The organism is Sphingobacterium sp. UBA6317, assembly GCF_002440385.1.
Classification (GTDB): Bacteria; Bacteroidota; Bacteroidia; order Sphingobacteriales; family Sphingobacteriaceae; genus Sphingobacterium; species Sphingobacterium multivorum.
The window spans coordinates 25,441-48,872 of the sequence record NZ_DJTD01000032.1 but is presented as its reverse complement, the minus strand read 5'-3'; the positions used below and the strand labels follow the sequence as shown (position 1 = coordinate 48,872).

Genomic DNA, 23,432 nt, shown 5'->3' with positions numbered 1-23,432 from the left:
AAACGCCGTTTTTAGCGATTCAATTTCGCAGAAGGAAACGCGCTTTTAACCTTTGCTTAATGAACGGCTGTGGTAACGACTTGGTTGGATGGACTAATACCCAATTGTATGTTGGAAGTACTTCGCCGAACGTATTAAGCTCATTAATTCATTTTAAGGGAACTAACATCCTGGAGCAGCTGTTTCATGAGAAAAGGCTATGGATCTCAGACCGGTACATCATCTCGAAACACAAGATATTGACAAAAGCCTCCGAATGGTCATCATAGACGGTGTATGTTCAGAGGTTGTTGTCTGTTTGAGCAGCGGTGTTATTTTGGTCGGAGCAGGTTTGTTGATGGGAGCAAGTAACTTTCAGCTGGGACTGTTGGCGGCCTTTCCAACCTTATGTAATCTTGCCCAGCTGTTAACCATTCTTGTCATGCAGATTTACCCGAATCGGAAAGTAATAACCGTATTCGCTGTATTTCTTGCAAAAATGCCTTTGGTCGTGGTTGGGCTTTTAATGTGGCGGGAAGTCGATTTCTCTTTTACGACCTTGCTCAGTTTTATGTTCATCCATTACCTTCTCAGCGCGATAGGTGGCGCAGGCTGGAATTCCTGGATTAAAGACCTCGTTCCTGAGGAACGTTTGGGTACTTATTTTTCCAAGCGCACGGGCATCATGCAATTGACGAATATTACAGTTAGCATCATTGTCGCAGCGTTAGTTGACTATTATACCAATCATGCCGTTATGCAACTACCAAAGCTGTACGGCATATACTTTTTAATCGCAGGGGCTATAGGAGCAGTTGGTGCCTTTTTTTTGGTACAGGCCAAAGAGCCCAAACAACAGATGTCTGGGGGACATTTGGGAAGTTTGTTGCTACAGCCGCTTAAAAATAAAAATTTTAAAAATTTATTGATCTTCAATGCGGCTTGGTTGTTGGCGATTAATTTAGCGATACCCTTTTTTACGATCTTTATGTTAAAAACATTGGGGCTTTCGATGAAAATAGTCATCCTGCTTACTGTTTTCAGTCAGATAGCTAGTGTCCTGGGCCTACGCTTATGGGGAAACCTTTCGGATCGTTATAGTAATAAAAGTATTATCTACCTCACAGCACCCATTTACATTTGTTGCATTTTATTATGGATATTTGTCGGAATCTATTCGCGTGCATTGCCCAATTTACTTTTACTCCTATTTCTGCATATCATGACGGGAATCTCCACTGGAGGCATTAATCTCGCCCTCACAAACATTGGCCTGAAACTCGCTCCCAAGACAGATGCAATTGTCTATATCACTGTAAAAAATATGGTCGCTTCGTTTTTTACAGCCTTGGGGCCTATTTTAGGAGGATTGTTAGTTGATTATTTTGCAACTCGCGAGCTTCAGATTAGCATCTCCTGGAAAAGTCCCAACCTCCAGACTATCGCCAAACTGATCTATCTGCATGAATGGAATTTTCTATTCCTTATTGCCGCACTTCTGGCATTTATATCGCTCCGTTGGCTGGGAAAGGTACAGGAAAATGGCGAAGTAAGTCCACAGCTTGTCAAACGTATTATGAAAAAACGTTTTCGTGCCGGATTGAAAGAAAGCCTACTTGTGGGGAATATTATCACGATTCATACCCAACTCAAGCAGATTGTTAAACGAAAAACCAATGCATCAGATAACGCAATTTCGGACGAGTAAAAAATAATGCTAAATATCAATGAATGCAAAGCCGGCTTCACTTCCATGCTGGGCCATTAAAACAGGCACTGCCACATTGTAAATCGGTATTCCAGAAGGGGACAGGGCCTTGAATTTTCCGGCATGCGCATGCCCGTGGAAGGCAGCACTTACTTTACGCCGTTGCAAAGGTTCCATTAAATGCGTTGACCCTAAAAAAGGATAAATTTGCTCGGGCTCACCTAAAACAGTTTCAGCAATGGGCGCGTAATGCATTAAGGCAACTTTTTTTATGTCTGCATGTTCTTGTTCGAGGCGCGCCAAAGCTCGATCTAAAAGCAACGATTCGTTTACAGCTTCCTGCACAAAACTTTTCATGGCATCTTCACCAAACATGGATAACATATAACGGTCAAAACCACCGCCAAAGCCCTTTACGCCAGCAAAACCAATATTTTCGATCACGATAGCTTCACCATCCAAAACCGTAATTTTACTGTCTGTCAAAATTTGGCGGATCTGCTTTTGTCGTCCTTTCTCATAGTCGTGATTTCCCAGTACGGCGATGACTGGAACCTTAATGGATTGGAGTTCAGCAACGAGTAATTCTGCTTCTTCTTCATCCCCCGTATCTGTTAGATCACCGCAAAGTAAAAGGACTTTAGCCTTTTCCGAAATCTCCTCAAATTTGGTTTTCCATTTTCCGTGCTGGTTTGCATTCATATGTATATCGCCCAATGCGGCTATGGTTGTCTTCTTGTTCATATTAAACAGTTTTTATTGTGTATGACTTATAATCCCATTCTTTAATATCAATTTCATATTGCGTTTGATCTATCAAGGGTCCCAGACAAACTTTCTCCAAACAAGGAGGCAATTCATATTGATCCGCTGCGCGTTTAATGAGCTCATCAAATAAGTCTTTTGGGAGAATATCGCGATAGTCATGCGGATAAGTAAACTGAAAGATGAGCATTTGAGCCAACAAGAGGTGCCAATGTTGATCCATTCGCATTAGTAAATGGTTCCAGTCCAAACTTTTTCCATATTTTAGCCAAATATGGTTAATATCGGCGCTGTCATGCCGCTCTCTGTTTTGTACATATAGCTTACACCATACTAGCTCTTCTGCTGGTACATAACGTACATCAGCATCAAAAAGAGTACCTTCAGGTGCTCTGTCAAACCAATCCTGCTCAACAGTGCAATTGTGATTAACACTATCGAAAATAATATCAATGAAATAGGGGTCTTTGTAAATCTTGGCGAGCCATCGCACATCTGTCAATTCGGTCTCATAACCATTAGCGGCAAGGTGTTTAAGAATTTTTGGGTATTCGCTGCTTTTGCAAAAGATATCCATATCCTTAATAGGCCGTATGATCCCCGTGTAGTGAAACATGGCTAAACCACCGCCCACCATAAATTGTGCTCCGCTATCCTGGAGCAGCCGCAATGTATCCTGAAAGAAGGCGAGACAATCTTCAGGTGGATTATCTAAATGAATCATATCGTTTGCTTTTCTTAAAGACAGTCAATTAAATGCAGTAGTTTGTTGACTGTCGATGAAAACGTATTATCCGCCTGTTGAATAGGTAAAAGTACTCAATTTGAAAAATGAGGGAACAGGGAAGGCTCCTACCGATGTTCTGAGATAAAGTAGGCTATTTTGAAATAAATAAAGAGCACATTGCTTCATGATGAAGGTGGGCGTATAACAACGATCTAAACGGTATAAAAATATGGACAGTTTTTTTGGCTCTGGTGAAGACCTGACGATGATACAAATGGGGGCGCGTGCGTTTATGATGTTTATCATCGCACTTTTTTTGGTTCGATTGGGCGGAATTCGAATTCTCGGCCGAAAGTCTGGAGTAGATTTCGTCATCATTATTATGCTAGGTGCGGTATTAGCGCGGGGAATAGTTGGCGCTTCGCCGTTTCTATCAACCGTGTTTGCCGGCTTCGTGATGATTATTGTTAATAAAATCCTAGCCCAGGTATCGGCCAGGCTTCCCTATTTGGGTAATATGGTAAAAGGTAAGCCCGCTGTTTTATACAAGAACGGTAAAATCCAATGGGATCAGATGGACCGGTTGGGGGTAAGCCGTACTGATCTACTGACGAGCTTGCGGTTAGAGACAAATAGTAAGCACCTCGATGAAGTGGATATGGCTTTGATGGAGCCGAATGGGCGAATAAGTTTTATACTCAAGGAAAAGGCATGAATACTTAATCGTTAAGTTGTTATTGAAGTTATATGTACTTAATAATAAAATAAATCCTGCTATGGAAAACAAGAAAAATTATTCTTTTTTTTATCGTAATGGCCTAAGCCTGGTGTTTGCAGCGCTTTTTGTCTTTTCCCTAGGCATGCAATGTTTTACGGGTTGGAAAGTACATAATGAAGAGTTGCTGGAGGCCAATCGTGCACCACTAGACATCATTGATTATTTGGGCACAGGACATTTTACATCCGCAACTTTTGAAAATTTCGAGAGTGAATTTCTTCAGATGGCGATGTATGTGATTCTGACGGTGGGATTACGCCAATGGGGCTCTGCTGAATCAAAAAAAATAGGGGAAAAAGAAGAGGTAGACCGTGAACCGCAGCCCGGCCCGAATACCCCTTATCCTGTTAGAAAAGGTGGCTGGCTGTTGAAATTATATAGTTCATCGCTATTCATTTGCTTTGCGCTACTTTTTTTGGGGAGTTGGGTTATGCACTTTTATGGAAGCAGGAGACAGCACAACACCGAACAGCGGTTTGAAGGTTTACCGGTAGATGACGCATGGACGTACCTCATTATGCCTCAATTTTGGTTTGAAACTTTCCAGAACTGGCAAAGTGAATTTTTGTCTGTTTTGGCAATTGTTGTATTCACCATTTTCCTACGTCAAAAAGGATCACCTGAATCAAAGCCTGTTGATGCTCCACATAGCGAAACGGGGAAGGGGTAACGAATAATAATAAAAGGTAAAAACTATGATTAAATATTTGTATTTGGCCATCGCATTCGCAGCTGTGGCAGCAACATCTTGCGATAATAGAATCAAAAGTAGCGAAAAGGAACAGAAAGTAGATACAACGGTCAACCAGAATGGTCTACCATTAGACAATATTCACCGTAGCCGTGGAAAAGATACGACTAAAAATAAGGCTGGGACCGTACAGGAAGCTGTACCATTGGACAATTTGGATCGAACTAAAGCTGAGGATTGAACAGGCAGCGTTGAGTAACATGAACACCTGTTTGTAGACGTTTGACCTGTTGCGTACTTCTACGACAGGGAGATATTTTTACTTAAATGCGAACTAAAGAGAACCGTTGTTTTTTTTGCACTGTTCACTTTTCGAATAATTTCATACTTAAACTCAAAACATATGAAAAAGATTAGTTTATTGATATTGGCAATCCTTGGACTATGGGGATGCGGCAATAGCAGCAATAAAGGCAATCAGGCAAACGGCAGCTATGATTCCTCCAATACACCCGATGATGGGCAGGTTGGTGTTGGTATAAATGACTCGCTTGGCCGGGACAGCACCGATTCTTTGCAGCGGCAGCCTTCTCCGGCTAAGCCCGATTAAACATAAAGACAAATTTAAAACGTAAAAGATTATGGGCCCAATAATTTGCGCCATGCTAAGGCTAAGCTTGGTCATCCAGCTTAGCCTATTTTTTTATAAGGTGCACGCACAAAAGGAAGATTATGTTCAGCGATCGAAGGATTCGGTCAGTATTCTTGATTCGTTGCCGAGTAATCCACTGGCCTCGGCGAGAAACTTTTTGGAACAATGGCGTGCGCAGGTTGATCGTTATTATACTGGATTGGACAGTGTAAAGCGAGGAGTGGCCTGGCAGCGGCCGGATGATGGTCGGCTCGTGCCCAGTCAAGTAAAGCAGTATATCAGCCTGGTTAAACCCGCTGTGCATGATCTACAGGGAAAAGTTACGGTGTTGCGCAAGCAAACGGTGCCCCAGGACTCCACGGCCAACTCATGGCGGGCGGTGCAAGATAGTGCCGCAACACTAGAACGTGATATTGAATCGCTCCTGTTGGACATGCAAGACCTTGGCGACAAGGCCGAGCAGCAGCAGAATGTGACTCAGGCAGCGCAAGAAGGAACCTTTTGGTATCACTGGAAAAGTATAATACAAAAGAACCTGGAGCAGGATGGACTATCGCAGCGTTACTACGATAGTGCCTGGGATGGTCGTTTCCTCCTTATCCTACTGAGCCTTATTTATTTTTATTGGCTTTATCAGATGCGCAGACGTGCCATAGGGGCCGAAGAGACATTGCCCTTACATCGCAATCAACCGTGGTGGATTCCTGTCCTCAAGTTTGCGGTCTTTTTCCTTATTCTCCTGCCACTGACTTCCCTTAGAATCCCCGTGATCGTGCTCGAATTGAGCTATCTGCTTATTTTCGGCTTTCTATATCTTTTGATTCGCCCGGAGTTATCCAATCAGCATCTGAAGATGATGCAATATGTGTTTTTTTATTATCTATTGGTACTTGCCAGCAATCTAGTGCTGGATACAGGTTGGATGTCGCGAATTATTGTCATGTTGATCAATTTATCAGGTATTTGCCTGCTTTGGCACCTCAGGCGGAAGGTCGACGGAAAAATACCTTTTGATTATCTGCGCCCCTTTTCACGATGGTTACTGCTAATTATCATTATGGCAGCCATTATATTTAATCTGTTTGGTTTTCTAAATCTGGCCCGTACATGCAGTATCGCTGGAGCTGTAGGGTTATTGCAAGCATTCTCCCTGTATGCATTCCGCGACATGCTGTCTCATGATTTACTCAACTCTTATGAAAATTCGAAAGAAGACCGTTTTATAAATCGCTTTGATAAGCAGAAGATACTTGCCGCACTCCGTCGTATTATTGGCCTATTTGCGGGTATATTGGTCATTATTATCTGGGCCAACACCTTGCATATCACAAGTGAAATTCGTCGACTTGGGGATCGCTTGTTAAATAATACCCACACCATTGGTGGTGTTAATTATACGTATGGCGATGTGCTTTTAGCATTTGCAGTCATATGGACAGCAAATTGGATACAAAAAAATTTAAAAGACCTTCTTGATCAGCCCGACGCGAAAAAAAATCAGCGTCGAACAGCTTTATTACCACTCGTGCGTGTTGTCATTTTTATTGTTGGCTTCCTCATAGGAATACGTATTCTGGGGTTGGGAGTTGACAAGCTGACCGTCATTGTCGGTGCATTAAGTGTGGGGATAGGTTTAGGCCTACAGAATATTATCAACAATTTTGTTTCAGGTGTGATTTTGGTATTTGAACGTCCGTTTAAAGTGGGAGATTATGTGGAACTTGCTGATAAAAAAGGGCAGGTCATGCAGGTGGGTATCCGATCGAGCACCTTATTAACAGACCAAGGGGCCCAAGTTATTATACCAAATGGCGATCTCCTTTCCGGTCGCCTTGTCAACTGGACGTTTGAAGAATCGGATATCCGTCTGAATCTTCAGTTGACCATCGTTACGGGACGCAGCATCGAAGATTGGAAAAAGTGGTTGGAAGATACCATTACTAGCTTTAAGGAGATCGACAGAAGCCTGCCCATGAAAATTTTAACAAAGGATATTACAGCCGATGCCTATATCGTATCAATTCAGGTGGGTATACAAAACGTGCAGCACATCGAACGTTTTAGGAGTAAGTTTCTTGAGCAAGTTAAAGCCGAAGCCGCACTTCATGATTCAAAAGTGACTTCGGCCTAAACAAAATTATGTACTATCCGAACGGTAATAGATCCAGCCTTGCAATTGTTCTAATTGATTTGGTATTTTCAGATCTACGAGGGTATTCATTCCGAGTTCTTGGGATAATTTTCCGAATGTATCTAGTTCATGGACAGGGTAGAATATCGCGTGTTCATTGGGCATGTCCACATTTCCCTGTAAAAAACGGTAACCCTCGGCGTGTAGATTATCGATAAAGGTGTCGGTAACAGCAGCTAGGTAATGCATCATTTTATTAATCCAGGTAAGTTCATCTTTAACCCGCATCGGGTAGTGTTCATGCACAAAATCGAGGATCAGTTGTTCGCCCTCCATATCCCAGCCGTCGCGAATCATCGCTAACCCCATGGAGCGCACTTCTTCCTGATAAAAATCGCGACCATAGCTCATTTTTATTTCGCCTGCAATGGGGCTTTCTTCAATTTTGGCACGTAGCGCCATTTGCCTATTAAGAAGTTCGTGTATGTAGTCGAATGTTTGTTCCATGTGATGTATGAAATAGCGAAGGACAGAGCCGTAATGGCTTTGTCCTCCGGAGTGAATGATTGGAAAAAATACGTTGTTATTTTAATGTCGGTTTTGGTACCTTATTCTTTATTGCTGGGGATGGCGCATTTGGTGTAATGGGCATGTCACTTATCGAAGGATCTGAAGGTTGCCAATTTTTAAGCTGATCAAGGTGCTTTTCGAACGCCGGAATTTTATCGGTGGCAAATTTCTTCAGGTCGGCATCTGTAATTGCTGTGCCTGCGCTTGCATCTTTGAAAAGTGAAATTGCATCTTGATGGCTCTTAACCATCAGATCGGTGTAAACGCGGTCAAAATTGGCTGTGTCGGCCTTATTGAGTTGGTCGATCATGGCTTTATAATTTTGATCGTCACTCGTACGCAGCTGCCAATTTTTATTTTTTACAATGGTCGATAGTTCATTTCCTGCAGCGGTATGGTCATCAGTGATCATCTGTGCATATTGTTTGATCGTTGGGTTTTGTGATTTAGCAAGAGCAATGCTTGCCGCATGCAGTTCGAAATTGTTGCTGGCCGTGGCTTTGCTGGCAAAGTCCAGATCTCCAGACTGTGGCTGAGCGGGATTACTGTCTTGCGCCTGAACGACAATTATACAGGCGAGGGTGGCTAGTAATATTCCCAGGGTTTTTAAAATGATTTTCATGATACTATTATTTAAATGTTAACGATTTTTTCTGTTTCGCGTATTATTTCCCTTTCTTCTATAGTTGATGACGATATAGGATGCTAAGAAAATAAAGACGATGCCAATAATAATGGATGTAAACATATGTTCTTCTTTCGTTGTGTTTTCAAGTGAACAGCGGCGAGGAAGGTAGCGTTTGAAAAGAGCCTATTTTGCGTATTTAAAGCAAAAATTGTGGTGCTTACGCAAACATATCGTACTAATTCCCTCGTGGAAGAATAGCGCGATTTCAATTATTTATATGCTCTAGCAGAGACATCTCTCACGCCTTTCCAGAAAAAAGAATGCGGCGGCGGTCAAAATCTTTCCGTTGATGTTATGTATGCATTTGCCAAGAGCTATTTTTTTAAAACATTTTTGGCTTGAAAGCTGTTTCGTTCAAAAATCAATCACTAAACGAAAAAGAAAGAAAAACAGATAGCTATGACACAGTTGCTTTTGGTAGATGACCATACGTTAGTACGATCCGGTTTCCAATTAATATTAGAGGCGCAAGAAGATATAACTGTAATTGCTGGGATGGAGAATGGTCAAAAAGCCCTGGAATTTCTCAAGGGAGCCAAACCGGACATCATCCTGACTGATATCCATATGGAGGTAATGGATGGCATTCAGTTTATACAAGAAGTAAAAAAACATTATCCAGCCATAAAAATCATTGTTTTATCTATGGAAGACAATATCCAGATTGTTCAGGAGGTTTTAAATCTTGGCGCTGATGGCTATTTATCGAAAGATTCCAATGTAGAAGAGATTTTATTCGGAATTCAGCAGATAAAACGTGGGCAACAATATATCAGTGCAGCATTAAGTATTGATTTGATCCGAAACTTATCAAAGTATGCGCAGTTGGATATTGATCGTACAGCAATAATGGCACGATACGACATCTCTGAACGCGAACTGTCTGTATTGGAATTGATTGCGGAAGGACATACAAATGCGGAAATAGCTGATCAAATTTTTTTGAGCAAAAGGACCGTGGAGGGCCATCGGCAGCAATTAATTGAGAAAACCGGTTCGAAGAATACGGCGGGACTTGTCCGTTTTGGTTTTCAGAAAAAGTTATTAAGATAGGATAGGGCGCAATGAACCCCGACACTGGAAAAAGAGCGGGGTTCTTCTGTTTTTTTGTCCACGTTATAGGGTTGTTGCATCTAAATCAGAAGGTGTTGTCACCGGTTGCGTAGGCAGCCCTTCCGCATCATTAGCACCCTCGTTTTCATCTCTTTCATCTTCTTCTGGAAATTCATCTTCACCTGCTGAACCAATTTCCTCATCGAAACCGAAATCATCCTGGCGGGGTATTTCAGGTTCTTCTGCATCAACTGCGAAGTCTAATTCTTCATCCGTTTCCAAATCTTCCTGATCAATTTCGGGTTCCTGATCCGGTGTATTTTCCGGTAGTTCTTCTTCATGCTCTTCCGGAATATCGTTCGGTAGATTTTGGGGGCCTGATTGTGCTACAATCGCTAAAGCGAGGATGGCCATACCTGGACGGACATCCTGAACTGTACATTTTTTATTCATACTGCGTTTAATTTATAATCGTTTGTTGATGAACCACTGTTGTTGCCAGATCGTTAACTGTGTTAGTACGCATTGTCATATGATTTGTACGTTAATTATAGCGTTGTTGTTCGCTATCATTTAAATTTTTGAAAAACGTGTTTTTACTTATAAAATGTGGTATATGCGTGATTTGCAGGATTTACACAGTTCTGGCGAACGAAAAAAGTTTGAGAGCTGTTTATTTGACGAACCGCTCGTTTGAGCATAAAAACTTAGTATTATGGCAACAACAACAGCAACAGCAGAAAAAAGTAAAACAAACACAAAATCAGGTAACACAGCAACTTCAAACGCTAATTCAGAAGGAAAAAAAGTACCTGCCGAAGCGGGGGCAGCGAAGGATCTAGCCGAATTATTTGAGGATGGATTAAAGGATATTTATTGGGCAGAAAAAGCGCTGACGAAAGCACTTCCTAAGATGGAGAAAAATGCAAGTTCAGAACAATTAAAATCTGCTATTTCTAAACATCTGGCAGAAACGGAAACACATGTGGATCGCCTAGAGCAATGTTTTGAGCTTATCGGAGTGAAAGCAAAAGCCGAAAAATGCGAAGCTATGGCGGGGCTACTTGAAGAGGCGGAAAGCCTTATGAAAGAAACAGAAGCTGGATCTGTCCGCGATGCAGCAATTATTGCTGCCGCCCAAAAGGTAGAGCATTACGAAATTGCCACGTATGGAACATTGGCAGCTTTTGCGAAAGTGTTAACACATAAGGATGCCTTAAAATTACTACTTGAAACACTGGGTGAAGAAAAGAAATGTGATGAAGATCTTAGCGCGCTGGCCGATACAAACCTCAATTCAAAAGCTGAATAAGTGTACAATAGACCTAGCGTGAACACTATTAAAAAATCAAAAATTTAAGTTATGGCATTAAATACAGGAAACGAAGGTGAAATCACCAAAAAGATAGAAGATCAAACTTCTAAACTACCATCCACCGTATTTTTAGGCGCAGCATTGCTGGCGATGGGTGTATCTGCCGCATTAAAATGCATGTCGAACGATAAAAACGCCCTATTTGTAGGCCAATGGGCTGCACCGTTCCTTCTATTGGGCATCTATAACAAGATTGTGAAAACTGAAGGACATGATTAACGTGCATTTTTTGTAAAAACACATCTGTAGAATAAATATAAAAGGCTCAATTTCATTGGGCCTTTTCCAAAAACGAAAAAAGCTATGAAGTATTCAGATAATATGGGAAGAAGAGCTGCTATCGGTAAAATAGGTTCTGGAATCTTGGCATTGAGTATCATTGGAAGTCCCGATCGCTCAGCGGGCCAAACCCAAGACAGACCGGTCAATCCGGTTAAAGAATACCCAAAACCGCCGTTCAAGAGCCAATCTCAACCTTGGCCTGGACTCTGCAGTGAAATGGAGCCCCGGCCGGATCATGGCGAGGATAGTTATAAAGGATCAGGAAGGCTCCAAGGGCGCAAAGCATTGATCACCGGGGGCGATTCGGGAATGGGACGTGCAGCAGCTATCGCTTACGCCCGAGAAGGGGCCGATGTTGCCATCAACTATTTGCCCGAGGAGGAGAAAGATGCGAAGGAAGTCATCGCTTTGATAAAAGCGGCGGGCCGAAAGGCAGTCGCTATTCCGGGAGATCTCCGTAAAGAAGAGTTTTGTATTCGGCTGATTGAGGACGCCGTACTTCAACTCGGCGGTCTGGATATTTTGGTCAGCAACGCGGCGCGGCAGCAGACAAAACCATCGATATTAGATATTACCACTGCGGAATTTGATGCCACGATGAAAACCAATATTTATGCACCTTTCTGGCTTATTAAGGCAGCCTTGCCTCATCTTAAACCTGGAGCTGTAATTATCGGTACAACATCGGTACAGGCCGCAGACCCCTCGGAAGATTTGTATGACTACGCACAGACAAAAGCTGCGACCACCAACTATATTCGGTCATTGGCCAAACAACTTGGTCCAAAGGGCATACGGGTCAATGGCGTGGCTCCCGGTCCAATTTGGACTGCACTACAGGTGAGTGGTGGTGCTACGCAGGAAAAGCTGGTGAATTTCGGAGGTGATACCCCCATGGGACGTCCGGGGCAACCCGCCGAACTTGCTTCAATCTATGTGCAATTGGCTGCGGCAGACGCAAGTTATGCGAACGGACAAATTTATGGGGCCGCGGGCGGCGGTGGACAGCCCTAAAAATTAGCGATTACAGCATGACAAAAAAAATCCCCTTCAAGGGGATTTTTTTATCATCAATAAGCTGAATTCTAGTCCGTGATGTTCGGTCTTTTATCTGCTGAGCGGTTGTGTTTTTCTTTTTGAACCTTTACTTTATAATCATGGTTTTCCTTTGCGGCATCTATAGAGTGTGTGCAGGTGAGATCCCTTTCTTCCAGAGCGAGCTTCGCCACGTGCGCATAAAACTTAGCGAGCTGATCCAATTCCTCTTCACTTAAGTCTTCCAGATTGACCATTCGGTTGCTGGTGCCTTCATGGGACGCTATCAGTTCATTGAGTTTCAGGTGGATTGCTTTGGAATCCTTATTTTGGGATTTTTGAATGAGAAATACCATTAGAAAAGTAACAATGGTCGTACCTGTATTGATGACCAGTTGCCAGGTTTCAGAATAATTGAATATGGGGCCGCTCACGGCCCAGATAATCACCGTCGAAGTTGCGATAATAAATGCGGCTGAACTACCGGTGGCATGCGTTGCCCAGTTTGAGAATCGTTCAAACAAGTTTTTCTTTTTTCTCATGACACAAATTTTTTTAAGGACGTTCAACTAAGTGGATTTGTTTTCTTGTTGATAAAATCGCAGATGACTTATATGATTTGTCTCAAAGGTTTAACCTGTGTATGCACGATGGAAGTACGTAGTGGTTGAGATAGGATATAAGCTATGGTACGCGCGATATCTTCGGCATAGAGCATTTCTAAATGATCAATTTTTTCTTGCTGCTCGTCCGGTGAAAAAGGTTGCATATCTGTTCCAACTGATCCAGGTTCAACAAGCGACACCTGGATACCCTTGGGATTGGCTTCCTTCCGTAACGATTCTGTAAATGCTTGAATACCTCCTTTCGAGCAGACATAGACAGAACTCTGCGCTTCGCGTACATCTGCACTCATTGATCCGACATTGAGGATATGTCCTGTTCCGCGGGGTTCCATCCGTAACAACGCGGCTTGGGTACAAGCCAAATAGGCCAGCACATTCGTGCGAAGGAGGTAATCCTGATCCGAATAACTTCCGTCCTTAACCGACTGAAAGGCTATAGCCGCATTATTGATGAGAATATCCAAACGATCATATTGTTCGTCAAATGTCCTGAAGAGCATGTGTATGCCTTCTTCGGTCGCCAGATCTACTACAATCCCTTCCATCTTACCTGTGCATTCCAATTGATTAAAATCACGGAGCGTATCGTCCAACTGGTTTTGATGATGGCCGCAAATTAAAATATCGTTACCCATCGCGGCTAAAAGTAGAGCGGTCGCCCGGCCAATCCCGGTGGTGCCGCCAGTAATAATTATTTTCTTATTTTTTACCCAACACGGTAAAATGGAGTTGACGTAATCCTTCGCATTTATTTTCATAATGTATATCGTGTTAAAGGTGCAATGAAGCACTTCGTTATTTCATGAAGGAACAGCCTATTTTATACATTGGTTTGGGGGCGCAAAGGAAGACGTACTTCTTCTTTTTTTTACGTATTTAACCGCTAAAACGAAAGTGGAATAGCATGGTTCTTATCTTGGACGTGTTGTATTTGCAATAAAGCAAAGACTGATTCTTTGAATTTAATATAATGACTATGAAGCGTGACGGAACGAACAAGAGCTTTTGGCAGGATGTTGACATTGAAAATTTTTCGACTGACCCTGCCATTTTAGATTTCCATACCATTGTTGTGGGGGCGGGTATAACTGGTGTTACATTGGCCAAGGAACTTCAGAATAGAGGCATAAAATGCCTACTGTTGGACAAGGAGAATCCAGGGTTTGGCACAACCGGAGGAACCACCGCCCATATCAATAACTTTTATGACGCTTCTTACAATGAGATTATTGAAAATTTTGGAAAGGATCCCGCTCAGCTGCTTCTGAATGCGACGCTTGAGGTCTTAGATTATATAAAAGATAACATTTCCAAATATTCCATACAGTGTGCATATTCGACATGTGACTTTTTTCTCTTTAGCGCAGAATCTGGACAGAACGAGCAGCTTGAGCAAATTTACGCGGCCCATCAGCAATTGGGATTGCCTACCCATTATGTCGAAACCATACCTTTTGATATACCTTTCGAAAAAGCAATATGCATTGAGGGACAAGCACAATTTCATCCCATGAGATATATTGCGGGCATGATCGAAGCCTATTGTCGTGAGGGCGGCGAAATATTGACGGGTCGAGGAATTGAAGCCTATAGCAATGAAGATGGAAGGGTCAAATTGAAGCTGAGTGGAAAAGAGGTTTATACGGCAAAGAATATCATTTGGGCTACCCATGTGCCACCAGGCAAAAACAGATTCAATTTTTTACTGGCACCTTATCGAAGTTACGTCCTGACGTTAAAGCTTCATGGGGAACCTGAAGCATTGGGACAAGCTGCGGATCTGTATGATCCCTACCACTATTTTAGGTATCATCGATCTGATAAAGAACATTACCTTATCGTGGGTGGTTTTGATCATAAAACTGGCGACGACCAACAAACAGAGCAACATTTTGCCGACCTAAAACTTTGGGTTGATCAGCATTTCGACTATGATGAACTTACTGCAAGTTGGTCGTCGCAATATTATGATTCAGCCGATGGCTTACCCTTTATCGGCAGTATGCCAAATGAAAATAATGTGTATATAGCCACCGGTTATGGCGGTAATGGAATGACATTTGGATCAATGGCGTCACTTGTGATCCCTGACTTATTGGAAGGAAAGGAGAATCCGCTGGCTGAACTGCTGTCACCAAGCCGCATCAAACCTGTTGCGAGCGCACAGCAGGTATTATCGGAAGGTGTCAATGCTGCAAAACATTTTATCATGGACAAATTTTCGGCTGAAACGCTGAAGGAGGTCGAAAGCTTACAGCCAGCGGAAGGTAAAATTGTTCACTATAGGGACAGAAAACTGGCTATTTGTCGGGATATGGAAGGGGAGTTGCATGCTGTAAACTCAGTCTGTCCGCATATGGGGTGTACAGTAAGCTGGAACCCATCCGAAATGTCCTGGGACTGTCCTTGTCATGGTTCACGGTTCGGAATGAATGGAAAGCTTTTGAATGGTCCTGCTAGTGTAGATCTTGGTCGTGTCAATTTTGATTAGTGCAACTTTGTTTTGACGCTTTTCTAACATATCTGGGACTTATATTGGCTTGGCGTGATCCCTTTAATTGATTTGAAAATTTTATTGAAGTTTGAAAGGCTGTTGAAGCCACAGGCATAAGCAATGTGTGTGATTTGATGCTTGTTTTCGACAATCAATCTACAGGATTCACTGATGCGAACCTCATTGACAAATTGGACGAAGGTTTTCTGCGTACGGGATTTGAAATAACGGCAAAAGGAGTGTTTTGACATATTAGCGAGCTGCGCAACTTGATCCAATTGAATTTCTCCGGTATAGTTGTTAAATACGAATTTAAAGATGCTGTCAATTTTACTATTGTCAATAGGGCTATAGTTGTGGGTGTATCCAGCGCTGGAAATGTAATCAAATTCATCTGTCGATAACATCAATTCGATAATCTCTAGTAACAAAATAGTTTTTTCAAAGCCATAATCCAGCTGTACGATCTTTTTTAGCTTTACCTTCAATTGTTCCTTTGTTGCGCCACGGAATAGGAGACCGCGTTTGGAGACCGAAAAGAAGGTTTCGACTTTGTGTGTTTGAAAGAAATGCCCTAAAAGTTTAATCATTAATTTAGGTTCTATATACAAGGCTAAAGAACGGGAAGTTTTTGTCTCCGCAATAGTAGAGCCTGCGCAATTTATCGTGTTATTGTGCCAGACATGTGGCAGATCAGGTCCTACAAAAGTAAGTTCATCGGAAACAAAGTTACTCACATTGTCGCCAATAATCCGCTTTCCCTCACTTTCCACAATATAGGTCATCTGGCAGGCGCTATGAAAATGAAATTCGGTTGAGAAGAATGGGCGTTGCACATCTTTGGTCGCAAAAGTTGTGATAGCTGCACCTTCCAAAATTTTGGCGAAAACAGGTTTCATGTGTTTGGTTATTTTTAAATTAAGAACAGGCAATATAGCCTATTTTGCCTTAAAAATAAGTAAACATGTGTAAAATTGTTAATATAGTGGGAGAAATGAGCAATCTAGCAGTAGTCTCCGTCCTGCTAAGCGCGTAATTTAGTAGTACTATACAACTACGTATAATTATACAATAACGCAGAACTTATGTATCCTAAATTGTATCCTTACATCCTTGTGATCGTCTTGGTCGTACTCTGTACAACAGCCTTCCGGTCTACAGAGAGCAGTCGCTCCGTGACTCGCTATGCATCCATAACAGGATTGAAAGCCGAGAAAGTAGCGTATTATAAAAAGCTTCATGCCAAAGTTTGGCCCTCAGTACTTCGAAAGATCAAGGCATGTCATATCCGCAATTATTCTATTTTTTTGAAGGAGATAGATGGTCAATTTTTTCTTTTCAGCTATTTTGAATATGCAGGACAAAATATCAAGCTTGATATGCAAAAAATGGCTTCCGATCCAGAGACACAGCGCTGGTGGAAGGAAACGGATCCTTGTCAGCAACCCTTGTCCGATGCACAGGAGAAAGGGGAGATTTGGTCTGGTATGGCGGAAGTATTCCATACGGACTAAAGAAAGAAAATTAATAAACGCAGTAATAACCAATAGAATGTAGCCATGAGAAAAAAAATATTATTTAGTTTGGCACTCGCTGTTTTAGGTATACATGTCGGTGCTCAAACAAAGGCTATTGTACCTGTTCCATCGGTACGGCCCAATGCATATCAGCGGGCGCAGATTGACCGAAAATATGGCATGTTCGTTCATTTTGGCATGAATACATTTCATGATCAGGAGTGGACAGACGGATCTAAACCCGCCAGCACATATGCTCCATCAGCAATTGAGGTTAAACAATGGGTTTCGACAGCAAAGGAAGCCGGGATGAAGTACATGATTTTGGTAACGAAACACCACGAGGGTTTTTGTTTATGGGATAGCAAGTATACGGATTATGATGTAGCGAACTCTTCGAACGCAACAAATGTTGTACTGGAGCTGGCTAAAGAATGCGCCAAACAGGGAATGCGCCTCGGCTTGTATTATTCTTTATGGGACCGAAAGCAGAACCCCAATGTTAAAGACAGGTCTGCAGATGCAGCCTATAATCAATATATGTTGAACCAGCTCAATGAGCTGGTGGATGTGACCAAAAAGTATACGGATATCGTTGAGCTTTGGCTGGATGGAGGCTGGGAAAAAGAGAATTATCGATGGCCCACGCAGGAGATCTATAATTTAATCAAGAAAAAGGTTCCTGGATGTCAAATTGGTATAAACTGGAGCATCGGATCGCCTGAGAATACGGACAAACACATTGTTTTGCCGAAAGACCAGCAGAATTATTACCCAATACGTTATTTTCCAAGTGACTTTAGGCTAGGCGACCCTTATCTTCCGGTCGATCCTGACCCTAAGCTTTTTATGGCACAGGGGAACACTTACTATATGCCTTTTGAGACAACAGTGGTACTTGGAGAACGCTGGTTCTATAACACGACAGACAAGAAGTATAAGTCTTTGGAAGAACTTGCGGGGATTTATCAGACCGCAACTGCGCAAGACAATATCCTGATCTTAAACGTTGGTCCCAATCGAATGGGACGCATAAAGGATTCGGATGTTGACATTTTACGCAAATTAAAAGAGAAATTAAAGTTATAATTCAAAATAGATTAACCTAAATACTAAAAATAAGCACGTTAAGATTTTATGATAAAGACGTTTGATATTCAGGATCGAAGATTTCCTTTGGCTACAGGTGCAGGCAGTGATGCGATACACAAAGATCCGATCTATTCTTATGCAGTGACCCGATTGGCCGATGATAAGGGGCGCGTTGGGACAGGTCTGGCTTTTACACTGGGTGCAGGGAACGAGCTGGTCTGTCGTGCCGCAGCTTTTTATGCCGAACGACTGAAAGGGATTCCAATTGAGGATCTTATGGCAGATTTTGGTCAATTGTTTAATAGGTTGAGCAATGAACAGCAGTATCGTTGGTTGGGTCCACATAAAGGGGTTGTTCATTTGGCCTTAGCTTCGGTAACAAATGCCTGTTTTGATCTTTGGGCTAAAACGAGAGGAGTTCCACTTTGGAAATTGTTAACCGAGCTCAGCGCCGAAGAGATTGTCAATACGCTGGATCTTTCCTATTTGGAAGATGAGTTGACAAAGGCGGAGGCCATCAGCTTACTGGAGTCAAATATGGCTACAGGTCATAAAAGAATGGGGATTATTGAAAAGGGCTATGTGGGCTATGATACGTCAGTAGGCTGGTTTAACTATTCTGATGAAAAGGTACGGGAGAATTGTAAGCGTGCTTTAGAAAACGGCTTCTCCGCAATGAAGCTCAAAGTGGGCAGTGAAGATCCCTTGCGGGATATTCGTCGTGCGCATATCGTGCGTGAGGTTGCTGGTGATGAAGCTAAAGTAATGCTCGATGCGAATCAGCAATGGACGCTGCCGCAGGCGCTATCCATCTGTCAAGAGCTTAAAGAGATGAACCCGTTTTGGGTAGAGGAGCCGACACACCCGGACGACATTGTTGGTCATAAACGCTTGGCCGAACATATTGCGCCGATAAAAGTTGCCATGGGTGAGCATGTGCCGAACCGCATTTTGTTTAAAAATTATCTTCAAATGGGTGCGACGGGATTTGTACAGGTCGATGCTGTTCGCGTTGGTGGCGTAAGCGAGTTTATATCCGTGAGTCTACTTTGTCGAAAATATAATATCCCTGTTGTACCACATGTTGGGGACATGGGGCAGCTCCATCAGCACCTGGTTTTATTTAACCACATAAGCTTGGGACATGAGGCTTTGTTTTTGGAGCATATTCCGCATCTAAAGTCTCATTTTGTACACCCAGTGGCGATAGAGAGCGGCGTTTATCGTACCCCAATGGATGTGGGAAGCAGTTGTGATTTGTTATAAGTTGACATTATGTTAGGAAATTTAGATTTAGGTATCGCCATCTTTTATATACTGTTGATTTTAGTTGTCGGCGTATTGGCAGGATCGGTGCGATTTAAGAAAGTCAAGGAAACAAGTGCAGAGGGGTATTTTTTGGCTGGAAAGACACTTCGTTGGCCAGCCATTGGACTAGCGCTTTTTGCAACCAATATTTCAACAGTCCATCTGGTCAGTTTGGCACAGAGCGGATTCGATACCGGTTTGCTTAATGGTAACTTTGAATGGATGGCGGCCTTTACTTTAATCTTACTGGCGCTTTTTTTTGTGCCATTTTACCTCAAGTCGGGTGTTGCCACCTTGCCCGACTTTCTGGAACGGCGCTATGATCGTGCCAGCAGAGATTGGCTTACGTTTATCTCTATACTATCGGCAATTGTTATTCATATCGCTTTTTCGATGTTGGCCGGAGGGATTGTGCTGCGCACACTTTTTGGATTTAATATGTATTTAAGTATTACAGTAATCTGTGTGATAACTGGAATATATACGATTTTGGGCGGATTGCGTGCTGTTGTGGTGACGGAATCTATCCAGACAATTGTGTTGCTTGCGGGGGCTTTCATTATCAGTTTTGCGGCTTTTGACAAGATGGGCGGTTGGACGCCAATGAAAGCTGTACTGGAACAGGACAATGCCCTTGATCGTCTTTCCATGCTTCGTGGGAGTAACGATGGAAGTGGAATGCCTTGGTATGCCGTTTTGTTTGGCTATCCGATTTTGGGTATTTGGTACTGGTGTGCCGATCAGACCATTGTTCAGCGTGTTTTAGGGGCGAAAGATGAAAACCATGGACGTGTGGGTGCTCTTTTCTGTGGTTTTCTAAAAATCTTGCCTGTTTTTATTTTTGTGCTTCCAGGCCTATTTGCGTATACTTTGTTTAGAACAGGTCAATTGGATTTAAGCAGTCTCGGCGTGGACCATCAAGGGCAGGTCAATTCAAAAGGTATCTATACACTTATGATTACACAACTTTTGCCTTCCGGATTGATCGGTGTTTTGGTCGCAGCGCTCCTGTCGGGTTTAATGAGCCAGATATCGGGTGCGCTAAATTCGATATCGACCATGGTGAGTTACGATATCTTTAGACAGCGGAAACCTGCCGCTTCCGATGGTCAGTTGATTCGTATCGGGAAAATTGCTGCAGTTATTGCCATGGGATTTTCCTTGGCTCTTTTACCACTACTGGATCGCTATGAGAGTATTTTCTACGGCATAAATGATGTGATAGCACACATTGCGCCACCAATAACCTGCGTATTTCTTTTAGGTGTGTTTTGGAAAGGGGCATCGGCAATAGCTGCAAAACTTACCTTGTGGATAGGTTCTGTTTTGGGGGTTGCCGTATTTTTACTGAACAAGCTGCTGCCTGACTCGTGGATAGGTCAGACTCCATTTATGATGATGGCTTTTTATCTGTTTTTGATCTGTATGGTACTTCAGGTATTATTATCGTATAAGTATCCCGTGCAGCACACTGCACAAAGTCGGGATTTGTATTGGAAGAATCCCATGGACCCACTTCGGGGTAAAGCCTGGTCGGGTATCGGGAGTTACCGCATTTTGTCGACATTGCTACTCGCTATTGTCGTGATTTTATATGTAATTTTCAACTGATTTTTTAATTTGTTCCAATGCTTTGGAACTTGATGCTAAATACAAGAATAATAGAACGTGAAAATCTTAGAAGATAAAATCATATTGGTTACCGGAGGAAGTGCTGGTATCGGTTTGGAATGTGTAAAAGCCTATGTCAAAGCGGGGGCAAAGGTTGCCTTTGTTGGTCTCGATCAAGCATCTGTGGATGAAACAGCTGAACTGATCGGGGCACCACATATGGGCATCTGTGCGGATGTCACGCAGGCCAGGGAAGTTGAATCAGCTATCCAAAAGACCGTTGCTGTTTTTGGGCGGCTTGATGCAATCCATAACAATGCTGGCTTGGCAAGTCCATCAAAACCTTTGCATGAAACGACGGACGATGAATGGATAAGGTTACTGGATACCAACATGAAAAGTGTTCTTTTGACTACACGGTATGGCTACCCCCATTTAAAGGAATCTGCCGGTTGTATTCTAAATACGAGTAGCTTAGTAGGGGAAATAGGCCAGGAGAACCATGCGGCATATGCTGCCACAAAAGGGGCTATCAATGCGTTGACAAAATCGATGGCCATAGACTATGCGTCTGTCGGCATACGTGTCAATTCGGTTATGCCTGCAGCTGTTATGACCCCCATGCTCAACAAATGGACACTGGAGCAAGCGCATCCGACACAGGTTTTTGACTTTTTGAAGGATATTCATTTGCTGGGATACTGTCCTGAGGGCGATGTCATTGCCGATGCCTGTGTGTTCCTACTGTCAAACCAAGCACGCTTTATCACAGGGGTAAATCTACCTGTAAGTGGTGGTGCTGAATTGGGGTATCGCAGAAATGTATGACAGATTTTTTTATATTAGCTACAATTAGCTTGCATTTGAAATGCAATTTTTCTAAGTTTGGCGCGCAGTCATAGACTGTTTATAAATAATACATCAATCATGAGCCAGAAATTTATATATAATACACGTTATCCTTCTGTTGAAGATCTAAAGATTAAAGCGAAGAAAAGGATTCCCCGATTTGCATTTGATTATCTGACCGGAGGTGCAAATGAAGAATTGAACCTTGCCAGAAATGAGAATGATTTTGATAATATTCTGTTGAAGCCGCAATATCTGCTTGCGAGTGAAGAAATAGACTTATCTGTTGAATTATTCGGTCGTCGTTACAGTGCACCTTTTGGTGTTTCGCCTATTGGACTTCAGGGATTGATGTGGCCGAATGCGCCGGAAATTCTTGCGAAAGCGGCAGCAAAAAATGATATTCCCTATATTTTGAGTACAGTATCAACAAGTAGCATTGAACGTATTGCCGAGGTGTCTGATGGGAAAGCCTGGTTTCAGCTCTATCATCCTACGGAAAACAGGTTGCGGGATGATATTATTAAACGTCTGGAGGCTGTTGAATGCCCTGTATTGGTAGTTTTGGTGGATGTGCCTGCTTTTGGACTTCGTTATCGTGAAATAAAAAGCGGATTGTCTATGCCGCCTAAAATGAGTATCGCCAATATCTTGCAAACCTTTGCCTGTCCGACTTGGGGGATAGAAACATTAAGACATGGAATTCCTTCTTTTGCAACATTGAAGCCTTATATGGAAAAAGGTCTTGATTTAGCGCAGCTGGGACAGTTTATGAATAGAACATTTACCGGTAAGGTAGATGTTGAGAAAATTAAAGCTATTCGCGATCTTTGGAAAGGGCCTTTAGTACTTAAAGGGATTGCCACCGATGAAGATATGCAGGCTTCTATCGCGTTAGGCGTGGATGGAGTTATCGTATCCAATCACGGTGGACGACAGCTCGACGCAAGTGAATCTTCGATCAATTCATTGATCCATTTGGCGGGCAACCCAGAATACAAAAAGAAAATAAAAATCATGTTAGATGGTGGTATTCGATCGGGAGTTGACCTAGCTCGGGCACATGCCGTTGGATCAGATTTCAATTTTATGGGAAGACCATTTATGTATGGCGTTGGCGCATTGGGCAATGAAGGAGGGGAACATACAATCAATATGTTCAAGACACATTTGTATCAGGTTATGAAGCAATTGAGTCTTTCAAAGATTGAAGATTTGCCGCAACGTCTACAGGCTGTCCTGTAACCGTTGTAGCAGGTCGAGTTTTCGATCCAGCGTTGAGGTGGGAATCAGGCCTACCATAGAAAGAAGAGAATGTCTCTTATGTTTGTATGAAGCAAATGTAGGAGACATTTTTTGTTTTATAGTTTGACATAAAAGCTAGTTGGCTTTGATGTAATATGATTAAGTTTTCGATATAGCAAACGGAGATCAATCGGTGGCCAAATTCGCGATTTTAACAGTGCTTGTTCAGTGCTCGTTCAGTGCTTGTTCAGTGCTT

25 protein-coding genes are annotated in these 23,432 nt (G+C 42.6%); 17 read left to right on the top strand and 8 right to left on the bottom strand.

Annotated features, from left to right (window positions below):
* Nucleotides 1–199 precede the first annotated feature (199 nt).
* Complete coding sequence (locus tag B3E92_RS09920; protein ID WP_286896490.1) at nucleotides 200–1,687, top strand: MFS transporter; 1,488 nt, start codon at nucleotides 200–202, stop codon at nucleotides 1,685–1,687.
* Nucleotides 1,688–1,696: 9 nt separating this feature from the next.
* Here the strand turns inward: B3E92_RS09920 and B3E92_RS09915 are convergent, their stop codons facing one another.
* Nucleotides 1,697–2,431, bottom strand: coding sequence for a metallophosphoesterase family protein (locus B3E92_RS09915; RefSeq protein ID WP_070564402.1), 735 nt, complete (start codon nucleotides 2,429–2,431; stop codon nucleotides 1,697–1,699).
* A gap of 1 nt (nucleotide 2,432) precedes the next feature.
* The gene (locus B3E92_RS09910) at nucleotides 2,433–3,176 is read right to left on the bottom strand and encodes a nucleotidyltransferase domain-containing protein (protein ID WP_070564399.1); all 744 of its coding nucleotides are present in this window, start codon (nucleotides 3,174–3,176) and stop codon (nucleotides 2,433–2,435) included.
* A 232-nt stretch (nucleotides 3,177–3,408) separates the two neighbouring features.
* Here B3E92_RS09910 and B3E92_RS09905 point away from each other — a divergent pair, with 232 nt between their 5' ends.
* The 5 genes from B3E92_RS09905 (at nucleotide 3,409) to B3E92_RS09885 (ending at nucleotide 7,431) form a co-directional block, all read left to right on the top strand.
* Nucleotides 3,409–3,894: a DUF421 domain-containing protein gene (locus B3E92_RS09905; protein WP_112374749.1), complete on the top strand. Its 486-nt coding sequence runs from the start codon at nucleotides 3,409–3,411 to the stop codon at nucleotides 3,892–3,894.
* 61 nt (nucleotides 3,895–3,955) lie between these two features.
* Nucleotides 3,956–4,627: a DUF6766 family protein gene (locus tag B3E92_RS09900; protein WP_286896489.1), complete on the top strand. Its 672-nt coding sequence runs from the start codon at nucleotides 3,956–3,958 to the stop codon at nucleotides 4,625–4,627.
* A gap of 25 nt (nucleotides 4,628–4,652) precedes the next feature.
* Nucleotides 4,653–4,889 (top strand): hypothetical protein, encoded by a 237-nt coding sequence (locus B3E92_RS09895; RefSeq protein WP_286751822.1) that lies wholly within the window; start codon nucleotides 4,653–4,655, stop codon nucleotides 4,887–4,889.
* Between the two features lie 162 nt (nucleotides 4,890–5,051).
* Nucleotides 5,052–5,258, top strand: coding sequence for a hypothetical protein (locus B3E92_RS09890; RefSeq protein WP_046676320.1), 207 nt, complete (start codon nucleotides 5,052–5,054; stop codon nucleotides 5,256–5,258).
* Between the two features lie 31 nt (nucleotides 5,259–5,289).
* Nucleotides 5,290–7,431: a mechanosensitive ion channel family protein gene (locus tag B3E92_RS09885; protein ID WP_286896487.1), complete on the top strand. Its 2,142-nt coding sequence runs from the start codon at nucleotides 5,290–5,292 to the stop codon at nucleotides 7,429–7,431.
* Nucleotides 7,432–7,437: 6 nt separating this feature from the next.
* On the opposite strand, the gene B3E92_RS09880 is transcribed toward B3E92_RS09885, so the two are convergent.
* Together B3E92_RS09880 and B3E92_RS09875 are read right to left on the bottom strand one after the other, a co-directional pair.
* Entirely contained in the window at nucleotides 7,438–7,938 is a 501-nt protein-coding gene (locus B3E92_RS09880; RefSeq protein WP_286896485.1) for a hypothetical protein, read from the bottom strand.
* Nucleotides 7,939–8,014: 76 nt separating this feature from the next.
* Nucleotides 8,015–8,623 (bottom strand): DUF4142 domain-containing protein, encoded by a 609-nt coding sequence (locus tag B3E92_RS09875; protein WP_286896482.1) that lies wholly within the window; start codon nucleotides 8,621–8,623, stop codon nucleotides 8,015–8,017.
* Between the two features lie 465 nt (nucleotides 8,624–9,088).
* Between B3E92_RS09875 and B3E92_RS09870 the strand changes: the two genes are divergently transcribed.
* Nucleotides 9,089–9,742, top strand: a complete 654-nt coding sequence (locus B3E92_RS09870; RefSeq protein ID WP_286896480.1) for a response regulator transcription factor — start codon at nucleotides 9,089–9,091, stop codon at nucleotides 9,740–9,742.
* 63 nt (nucleotides 9,743–9,805) lie between these two features.
* Here B3E92_RS09870 and B3E92_RS09865 read toward each other — a convergent pair whose 3' ends face one another.
* On the bottom strand, nucleotides 9,806–10,195 hold the full coding sequence (locus B3E92_RS09865) for a hypothetical protein (RefSeq protein WP_286896479.1): 390 nt from the start codon (nucleotides 10,193–10,195) through the stop codon (nucleotides 9,806–9,808).
* 262 nt (nucleotides 10,196–10,457) lie between these two features.
* Here B3E92_RS09865 and B3E92_RS09860 point away from each other — a divergent pair, with 262 nt between their 5' ends.
* The 3 genes from B3E92_RS09860 to B3E92_RS09850 all read left to right on the top strand — a co-directional run bounded on the left by B3E92_RS09860 (nucleotide 10,458) and on the right by B3E92_RS09850 (nucleotide 12,413).
* Nucleotides 10,458–11,054, top strand: coding sequence for a ferritin-like domain-containing protein (locus tag B3E92_RS09860; RefSeq protein ID WP_070564375.1), 597 nt, complete (start codon nucleotides 10,458–10,460; stop codon nucleotides 11,052–11,054).
* Between the two features lie 51 nt (nucleotides 11,055–11,105).
* Nucleotides 11,106–11,336, top strand: coding sequence for a hypothetical protein (locus tag B3E92_RS09855; RefSeq protein ID WP_046676326.1), 231 nt, complete (start codon nucleotides 11,106–11,108; stop codon nucleotides 11,334–11,336).
* Between the two features lie 84 nt (nucleotides 11,337–11,420).
* On the top strand, nucleotides 11,421–12,413 hold the full coding sequence (locus B3E92_RS09850; RefSeq protein ID WP_115048624.1) for an SDR family oxidoreductase: 993 nt from the start codon (nucleotides 11,421–11,423) through the stop codon (nucleotides 12,411–12,413).
* Between the two features lie 71 nt (nucleotides 12,414–12,484).
* On the opposite strand, the gene B3E92_RS09845 is transcribed toward B3E92_RS09850, so the two are convergent.
* Entirely contained in the window at nucleotides 12,485–12,976 is a 492-nt protein-coding gene (locus B3E92_RS09845) for a low affinity iron permease family protein (RefSeq protein WP_286896477.1), read from the bottom strand.
* A gap of 68 nt (nucleotides 12,977–13,044) precedes the next feature.
* Nucleotides 13,045–13,818 (bottom strand): SDR family oxidoreductase, encoded by a 774-nt coding sequence (locus B3E92_RS09840; protein ID WP_286896475.1) that lies wholly within the window; start codon nucleotides 13,816–13,818, stop codon nucleotides 13,045–13,047.
* Between the two features lie 218 nt (nucleotides 13,819–14,036).
* Here B3E92_RS09840 and B3E92_RS09835 point away from each other — a divergent pair, with 218 nt between their 5' ends.
* Complete coding sequence (locus B3E92_RS09835; RefSeq protein ID WP_286896474.1) at nucleotides 14,037–15,551, top strand: FAD-dependent oxidoreductase; 1,515 nt, start codon at nucleotides 14,037–14,039, stop codon at nucleotides 15,549–15,551.
* 23 nt (nucleotides 15,552–15,574) lie between these two features.
* Here the strand turns inward: B3E92_RS09835 and B3E92_RS09830 are convergent, their stop codons facing one another.
* Nucleotides 15,575–16,453: an AraC family transcriptional regulator gene (locus tag B3E92_RS09830; protein ID WP_286751832.1), complete on the bottom strand. Its 879-nt coding sequence runs from the start codon at nucleotides 16,451–16,453 to the stop codon at nucleotides 15,575–15,577.
* Between the two features lie 186 nt (nucleotides 16,454–16,639).
* Between B3E92_RS09830 and B3E92_RS09825 the strand changes: the two genes are divergently transcribed.
* The 6 genes from B3E92_RS09825 (at nucleotide 16,640) to B3E92_RS09800 (ending at nucleotide 23,176) form a co-directional block, all read left to right on the top strand.
* Nucleotides 16,640–17,068, top strand: a complete 429-nt coding sequence (locus B3E92_RS09825; RefSeq protein WP_286896473.1) for an L-rhamnose mutarotase — start codon at nucleotides 16,640–16,642, stop codon at nucleotides 17,066–17,068.
* Between the two features lie 45 nt (nucleotides 17,069–17,113).
* Nucleotides 17,114–18,160, top strand: a complete 1,047-nt coding sequence (locus tag B3E92_RS09820; protein ID WP_286896470.1) for an alpha-L-fucosidase — start codon at nucleotides 17,114–17,116, stop codon at nucleotides 18,158–18,160.
* Nucleotides 18,161–18,208: 48 nt separating this feature from the next.
* The gene (locus B3E92_RS09815) at nucleotides 18,209–19,429 is read left to right on the top strand and encodes an enolase C-terminal domain-like protein (protein WP_286896469.1); all 1,221 of its coding nucleotides are present in this window, start codon (nucleotides 18,209–18,211) and stop codon (nucleotides 19,427–19,429) included.
* 9 nt (nucleotides 19,430–19,438) lie between these two features.
* Complete coding sequence (locus B3E92_RS09810) at nucleotides 19,439–21,082, top strand: sodium:solute symporter (protein ID WP_286896466.1); 1,644 nt, start codon at nucleotides 19,439–19,441, stop codon at nucleotides 21,080–21,082.
* 57 nt (nucleotides 21,083–21,139) lie between these two features.
* Entirely contained in the window at nucleotides 21,140–21,910 is a 771-nt protein-coding gene (locus B3E92_RS09805; protein ID WP_286896464.1) for an SDR family NAD(P)-dependent oxidoreductase, read from the top strand.
* A gap of 99 nt (nucleotides 21,911–22,009) precedes the next feature.
* Nucleotides 22,010–23,176 carry an alpha-hydroxy acid oxidase gene (locus tag B3E92_RS09800; RefSeq protein WP_286896461.1) on the top strand — a complete coding sequence of 389 codons (1,167 nt, stop codon included), beginning with the start codon at nucleotides 22,010–22,012 and terminating at the stop codon, nucleotides 23,174–23,176.
* Nucleotides 23,177–23,432: the final 256 nt, after the last annotated feature.